Consider the following 7,406-nt stretch of genomic DNA (forward strand, 5'->3'; position numbering starts at 1 on the left):
ACGCGGGGATCGCCCGAGCTCACCCGCCCCGCCGGTCGCTCCAGACCACCTCGTCGCCCCCGTACCGCGCGGTGGGGGACAGCCCGGCGCGGCGGCGACGACACGCGCGGCGGCGCGGAACCGTTGCCGGCGCCGGGCCGGGGCAGCCGGAACCAGACGCCCTTGGTGCGGCGGTCGTAGGTGACGCCCCAGGACGCGGCCAGCCGGGCGATCGAGGGCAGCCCCCGGCCGCTGGAGGCGTTCATCCCGGGCATCGCGATCGAGCGGGTGGGGTGCAGGTCGCGGACCTCGACGAGGATGTCCCCGTCGTCGGTCAGGCGGCAGGCGACCTCGAACGAGGTGCCGGCGTAGGTGACGGCGTTGGTGGCCAGCTCGCTGGTGGCCAGCACGGCGTCGTCGGCGGCCTCCTCCATGCCCCAGTCGGCCAGCACCCGCCGGACGAACTGGCGGGCGTCCGCCACGGAGGTCGCGGCGGACGGGAAGGTGGCCGACACCGTCTGCCGTTCCAACAGTCGTCCCTCACTCACGCGTTGTTCTCCCGGGTCTGGCTATCGTGACAGACTGGTCGACCACTCGGCCAGGAATGCCCGGCAGCCAGCGGGAGTGCCCTGGCCACGCCGTCCCGCGCGACAGACGGTAACACGAACGCTACAGGCCGCCCCCGCGGTCCCGGTGCCCCGGGAGCCGGTGTCCCTGCCAGGAGCCGACGTAGAGTACAGGTGCGGCCCCGGACAAGGTATCCGTGTATCCGTGGTTTCCGTATACCCATATCGCGGGCCAGGAGGATGAAGAGCATGCCCCGTACCGCGTCCAGTACCCGTCGTAACGGAGGGTCGTTCCGTGACACCACACCCCGCTACAGCGACGCGGACCTGGCGCCGCTGCTGAAGGCGCTCGCCGCGGTCCGGGACGGCAAGGCCCGGACCGAGCTCGACGTGCCCGGGGAGGGCGCGGTCGCCGAGGCGGCCGCGATCCTGGAGGAGATCCGGGAGAACGGCGAGCACCTGACCTCCGGGCTGAGCCAGGTGCGGCAGCAGATCGGCCGGGAGGGGCGGCTGCGCGGCCGGATCACGCCGGGCACGCTCAAGGGCAGCTGGGCGGCGGGCGTCGAGGACGCCAACGGGATCATCGACAAGCTGACGGATCTGGCCACCGGCATGTACCAGGTGGTCGAGGCGGTCGCGCAGGGCGACCTCAGCCAGCGGGTGGAGCTGCGGGTGGGCGGCCGCCCGATGCGCGGCGAGCTGCTGCGGATGGCCCGTTCGGTGAACGGGATGGTGGAGCTGCTCGACCGGTTCACCTGGGAGGTGAGCCAGTTCGCCCGGGAGGTCGGCACCGAGGGCCGGCTGGGCGGGCAGGCGTCGGCCCGCGGGATGACCGGCCGGTGGCGGGACGTGACCGCCGCGGTGAACGCGATGGCGGGCCGGCTGACCGACCAGGTCCGCGACATCGCCGAGGTGACCACGGCGGTGGCCGAGGGCGACCTGACCCGGAAGGTGACGGTCGAGGCGACCGGCGAGCTGCAGGAGCTGAAGCTCACCGTCAACACGATGGTGGACCAGCTGTCGGCGTTCGCCGACGAGGTCACCCGCGTCGCCCGCGAGGTCGGCACCGAGGGGCAGCTGGGCGGCCAGGCCAACGTGCGCGGGGTCAGCGGGGTCTGGAAGGACCTGACCGACAACGTCAACTCGATGGCCAACAACCTCACCACCCAGGTCCGCGGCATCGCCCAGGTCACCACGGCCGTCGCCGAGGGCGACCTGGGCAAGAAGATCACCGTCGGCGCGCAGGGCGAGATCCTCCAGCTGAAGCTGACGGTCAACCAGATGGTCGACACCCTGTCGGCGTTCGCCGACGAGGTCACCCGCGTCGCCCGCGAGGTCGGCACCGAGGGCCGGCTCGGCGGCCAGGCGCGGGTCCCCGGCGTGAGCGGCGTGTGGAAGGACCTGACCAACAACGTCAACGGGATGGCCTCCAACCTGACCTACCAGGTCCGCAACATCGCCCAGGTCACCACGGCGGTCGCGCAGGGCGACCTGACGAAGAAGATCACGGTGGACGCCCAGGGCGAGATCCTGGAGCTGAAGGACACCATGAACACGATGGTGGACCAGCTGTCGGCGTTCGCCGACGAGGTGACCCGAGTCGCCCGCGAGGTGGGCGCGGAGGGCCGGCTGGGCGGCCAGGCCAACGTGCGCGGGGTCAGCGGGGTCTGGAAGGACCTGACCGACAACGTCAACTCGATGGCCAACAACCTCACCACCCAGGTCCGCGGCATCGCCCAGGTCACCACCGCGGTCGCCGAGGGCGACCTGGGCAAGAAGATCACCGTGGACGCGCAGGGCGAGATCCTGCAGCTCAAGGACACCATCAACCAGATGGTCGACACGCTGTCGGCGTTCGCCGACGAGGTCACCCGCGTCGCCCGCGAGGTCGGCACCGAGGGCCGGCTCGGCGGCCAGGCGCTGGTGCCCGGCGCCGGCGGCATGTGGAAGAACCTGACCGACAACGTCAACGGGATGGCCTCCAACCTGACCTACCAGGTCCGCAACATCGCCCAGGTGGCGACGGCGGTCGCGCACGGCGACCTGACCCGGCGGATCGACGTGAACGCCCAGGGCGAGATCCTGGAGCTGAAGACCACGCTGAACACCATGGTCGACACGCTGTCCTCGTTCGCCTCGGAGGTCACCCGGGTGGCCCGCGAGGTGGGCATCGAGGGCCGGCTGGGCGGGCAGGCCGAGGTCGAGGGCGTGTCGGGCACCTGGAAGCGGCTGACCGAGAGCGTGAACGAGCTGGCCGGCAACCTGACCACGCAGGTGCGGGCGATCGGCGAGGTCGCCAGCGCGGTCGCGACCGGCGACCTGAGCCGCAACATCACCGTCGGGGCGCGCGGCGAGGTCGCCGAGCTCAAGGACAACGTCAACCTGATGGTCGCCACCCTGCGCGAGACCACCCGCGCCAACGAGGAGCAGGACTGGCTCAAGACCAACCTGGCCCGGATCGGCGGGCTCATGCAGGGCCACCGCGACCTCATGCAGGTCGCCGAGCTGATCATGCGGGAGCTGACGCCGACGGCCAACGCCCAGTACGGCGCGTTCTACCTGGCCGACCACTCCGGCGAGGAGACCGAGCTGGCGCTGATCGCCGGGTACGGGGTGCGCAAGGGCCGGGCCGGGGCGGTGCGGTTCGCGCTGGGCGAGGGCCTGGTGGGGCAGGCGGCGGCCGAGCACCGCACGATGCTGATCGCCGACGCGCCGGCCGACTACATCAAGATCGGCTCGGGGCTCGGCGAGGCCGGCCCGGTGAACATCATCGTGATGCCGATCATGTTCGAGGACTCGGTGCTGGGCGCGATCGAGCTGGCCTCGTTCAGCCGGTTCACGGACGTCCACCTGGCGTTCTTCAGCCAGCTGATCGAGACGATCGGCGTCACGCTGAACGCGATCAGCGCCAACGCCCGGACCGAGTCGCTGCTGTCGGAGTCGCAGCGGCTGGCCCAGGAGCTCCAGGAGCGCTCGGACGAGCTGCAGCGCCAGCAGGGCGAGCTGCGCAACTCCAACACCGAGCTGGAGGAGAAGGCGGCGCTGCTTGCCCAGCAGAACCGCGCGATCGAGATCCAGAACTTCCAGATCGAGCAGGCCCGGCGGACGCTGGAGGAGCGCGCCGAGCAGCTGGCGATCTCCTCGCGGTACAAGTCGGAGTTCCTGGCGAACATGTCGCACGAGCTGCGCACGCCGCTCAACAGCCTGCTGGTGCTGGCCAAGCTGCTGTCGGAGAACCCGAGCGGCAACCTCACCGACAAGCAGGTGGAGTTCGCCCGGACGATCCACGACTCCGGCACCGACCTGCTGGAGCTGATCAACGACATCCTGGACCTGGCCAAGGTCGAGGCCGGGAAGATGGAGCTGCACCCGCAGCGGCTGGCGGTGTCCGGGCTGGTCGACTACGTGGACGCCACGTTCCGGCCGCTGGCGGTCGACAAGGGCCTGCACTTCGGGGTGGACGTCTCCCCCGAGGTGCCGGGGTCCCTGTACACCGACGAGCAGCGGCTGCAGCAGGTGCTGCGCAACCTGCTGTCGAACGCGGTGAAGTTCACCTCCGAGGGCGACGTCAGGCTCCGGATCGAGCGGGCGGGCGACATCAGCTTCACGCTGCCGGCGCTGTGGAACACCCCGGACGTGATCGCGTTCCGGGTGATCGACACCGGGATCGGGATCAGCGCCGACAAGCTCCAGGTGATCTTCGAGGCGTTCCAGCAGGCCGACGGGACCACCAGCCGCCGCTACGGCGGCACCGGGCTGGGCCTGTCGATCAGCCGCAACATCGCCCGGCTGCTGGGCGGCGAGATCCACGCCGAGAGCGAGCCGGGCCGGGGCAGCGTGTTCACGCTGTACCTGCCCGCGCAGTACACCGAGCCGGACGGCCGGCGGCGCTCGGTGCTGCCGGACGAGCCGGTGCCGGCGGCGGTGACCGCGTCCGCGACCGACCCGGGCGGCGCCGCCGCGGCACCGCCCGCGGAGCCGGTCATGCCGGCCGAGCAGCCCGCGCCGGCCGGGGAGCGGCCCGAGGAGGCCGAGCCCGCGCTGACCGGGCTGCTGGACGAGCCGCCCGCCGACTTCCTCGACACCGTGCTGTCGGGCCGCAAGGTGCTGATCGTCGACGACGACGTCCGCAACGTCTTCGCGCTCACCAGCGTGCTGGAGGGCTACGGCATGGAGGTGCTGTACGCCGAGGACGGCCAGGCCGGCATCGACGTGCTGCACCGCAACCCGGACGTGGCGCTGGTGCTGATGGACGTGATGATGCCCGGCCTCGACGGGTACGCGACGACCGCCGCGATCCGCGAGATGCCGCAGTTCGCCGAGCTGCCGATCATCGTGATCACGGCCAAGGTGATGAAGGGCGACCGGGAGAAGAGCCTGGCCTCCGGCGCGTCGGACTACGTGCCGAAGCCGGTGGACGTGGACCATCTTCTGGACGTCATGCGCAACTGGCTGCAGCCGTCCATCGTCCGCTGACCATAGGATCACGCGGGAGGATCACGCGGGGCCCCGGAGCGATCGGAGAAGAGCAAGCGTGGACGACAAGGCGAAGATCCTGCTCGTGGACGACCGCGAGGAGAACCTCATCGCGCTGGAGGCCATCCTCAGCTCGCTCGATCAGGATCTGGTCCGGGCCCGGTCCGGCGAGGAGGCGCTCAAGGCGCTGCTGACCGACGAGTACGCGGTGATCCTGCTGGACGTCGTCATGCCGGGGATGGACGGCTTCGAGACCGCCCGCGACATCAAGCGGCGGCGCAAGACCCGCGACCTGCCGATCATCTTCCTCACCGCGGTGAACAGCGACCCCGACTACGCCTTCCGCGGGTACGCGGCGGGCGCGGTCGACTTCATCTCCAAGCCGTTCGACCCGTGGGTGCTGCGGGCCAAGGTGTCGGTGTTCGTGGAGCTGCACAACAAGAACAAGCAGCTGCGCGACCAGACGACCCTGCTGCGGGAGCAGGCGGCGCTGCTGCGCGAGCAGGCCGCCCTGCTCCAGGCCAGGCCGTCCACCGACCCCAGCCGGGAGCCGGGCACGGTGCCGGAGGGGGAGGCGCGGGCCGCCGCGGAGCTGTCGGCGCGGCTGGACGCCGTCCAGGAGCAGCTGGAGTCGGTGGGCAAGCGCGTCCCGGCGACGCTGCGGGAGGACTTCGCGGAGCTCGACCGCCGGGTGGCCGAGCTGCGCACGGCCGTCACCGGCGACGAGGACCCGGCCGGCTGACCGCCCGGCCGGGCCCCGGTCGCATCCGGTTCAGGAGGCGCGCCCTCAGGAGGCGGGCTCGGCGGCCAGCTTCGCGCGGGCGGCGGCGATGCGGGCCAGCGTCCGCTCGCGGCCGAGGATCTCCAGCGACTCGAACAGCGGCAGCCCGACGGTACGGCCCGTGACGGCCACCCGGACCGGCGCCTGCGTCTTGCCGAGCTTGAGGCCCTGCGCGGCGCCGACCTGCTCCAGGCGGTCCTTCAGCGCGTCGGTCTCCCAGGGGGCGTCCCGGTAGGCCTCCTCGGCGGCGGCGAGGATCTCGGCCGCCGGGCCCTTCATGCCCTTCTTCCAGGACTGCTCGTCGGCGGGCGGCTCGTCCAGGAACGCGAAGTCGATCATCGGCACGATCTCCGACAGCAGCGCGACGCGGGTCTGCGCCAGCGGCGCCAGCTTGGCGAACACCCCCATGTCCACCTCGAACGGGGCGCCCTCCAGGAACGGCAGGCAGGCGGCGGTGAAGTCCTCGACCGCCAGCGCCCGGATGTACTCGCCGTTGAACGCGCGCAGCTTCTTCTCGTCGAAGAACGCCGGCGAGGTGTTGACGTCCTCGATCCGGAACTCCTCGACGATCACCTCCCACGGCACGATCTCGCGGTCGCCGGACGGCGCCCAGCCCAGCAGCATCAGGTAGTTGCGCATGGCCTCGGCGAGGTAGCCCTCGTCCCGGTAGTCCTCCAGGGCGACCTTGTCGCGGCGCTTGGACAGCTTCTGCCGCTTCTCGTTCACGATCACGGGGACGTGCGCCCACACCGGCGGCTCGCCGCCCAGCGCCTCCCACAGCAGCTGCTGCTTGGGCGCGTTGGACAGGTGCTCCTCGCCGCGGACGACGTGGGTGATGCCCTGGCTCATGTCGTCCACGGCGTTGGCCAGCAGGAACGTCACCGAGCCGTCGGCGCGGGCGATGACGAAGTCCTCCAGCACCGCGTTCTCGAAGACGGGCTTGCCGCGCAGCAGGTCGACCACGGTGGTCTGGCCCTCGTCGGGGGTGCGGAACCGCAGCGCCCGGCCCGGCCCCGGCTCGAGGCCGCGGTCGCGGCAGAAGCCGTCGTAGCCCTTGTGCTGGTCGCCGGTCCGGGCGATCACGTCGTCGCGGGTGCAGTCGCAGTAGTACGCCCGCCCGGCGTCGATGAGCGTGCGGGCGGCCCCGGCGTGCTTGTCGGCGTTGGCCGACTGGAAGTAGGGGCCCTCGTACTGCCCGCCGTCGATCCCGAGCCAGGCCATCGCCCGGATGATCCCCTCGGTCCACTCGGGGCTGTTGCGGGAGGCGTCGGTGTCCTCGATCCGCAGGACCAGCGTCCCGCCCGACTGCGCGGCCATCACCCAGTTGAACAGGGCGGAGCGGGCACCCCCCACATGGAACATCCCCGTGGGGGACGGGGCGAAGCGGACACGGATCGAAGACGTTGAAGGCATGCCCCAAGCGTAGAACGCCCGGCAACCGGTTTGCGCCGAGCCCGGCCCGGGGCATGTCCCCGCGGCGTCAGGGCCTCCAGTGGGGGTCGCGGCCGGCCATGCCCAGCAGGCGGTCCAGCAGCGGCGCCGATTCCGGCACCTTCACCTCCGGGCCGAACGCCCCGTACCGCCGGCCCATCTCCGCGGTCGGC

4 protein-coding genes are annotated in these 7,406 nt (G+C 71.6%); 2 read left to right on the forward strand and 2 right to left on the reverse strand.

Features of this window, described 5'->3' with window-relative positions; all coding sequences use genetic code 11:
- A partial coding sequence (locus tag AB0881_RS41495; protein WP_366626403.1) for an ATP-binding protein occupies positions 1 to 527 on the reverse strand: 527 nt, incomplete at its 3' end.
- Positions 528 to 794: 267 nt separating this feature from the next.
- On the opposite strand from AB0881_RS41495, the gene AB0881_RS41500 reads away from it, so the two are divergent.
- Together AB0881_RS41500 and AB0881_RS41505 are read left to right on the forward strand one after the other, a co-directional pair.
- Positions 795 to 5,021 (forward strand): HAMP domain-containing protein, encoded by a 4,227-nt coding sequence (locus AB0881_RS41500; protein WP_366626404.1) that lies wholly within the window; start codon positions 795 to 797, stop codon positions 5,019 to 5,021.
- A 58-nt stretch (positions 5,022 to 5,079) separates the two neighbouring features.
- Entirely contained in the window at positions 5,080 to 5,763 is a 684-nt protein-coding gene (locus AB0881_RS41505) for a response regulator (RefSeq protein ID WP_366626405.1), read from the forward strand.
- Positions 5,764 to 5,808: 45 nt separating this feature from the next.
- On the opposite strand, the gene gltX is transcribed toward AB0881_RS41505, so the two are convergent.
- A complete protein-coding gene (gene gltX, locus AB0881_RS41510) occupies positions 5,809 to 7,215 on the reverse strand; it encodes a glutamate--tRNA ligase (RefSeq protein WP_366626406.1) in 1,407 nt (468 codons plus the stop codon).
- Positions 7,216 to 7,406 lie beyond the last annotated feature (191 nt).

Source organism: Spirillospora sp. NPDC029432 (genome assembly GCF_040703975.1).
Taxonomy (GTDB): domain Bacteria; phylum Actinomycetota; class Actinomycetes; order Streptosporangiales; family Streptosporangiaceae; genus Spirillospora.

Excerpts from the sequence above, each read along its gene's own strand:
- AB0881_RS41500 (WP_366626404.1), top strand. The coding sequence starts at position 795 with ATGCCCCGTACCGCGTCCAGTACCCGTCGTAACGGAGGGTCGTTCCGT.
- gltX (WP_366626406.1), bottom strand. The coding sequence starts at position 7,215 with ATGCCTTCAACGTCTTCGATCCGTGTCCGCTTCGCCCCGTCCCCCACG.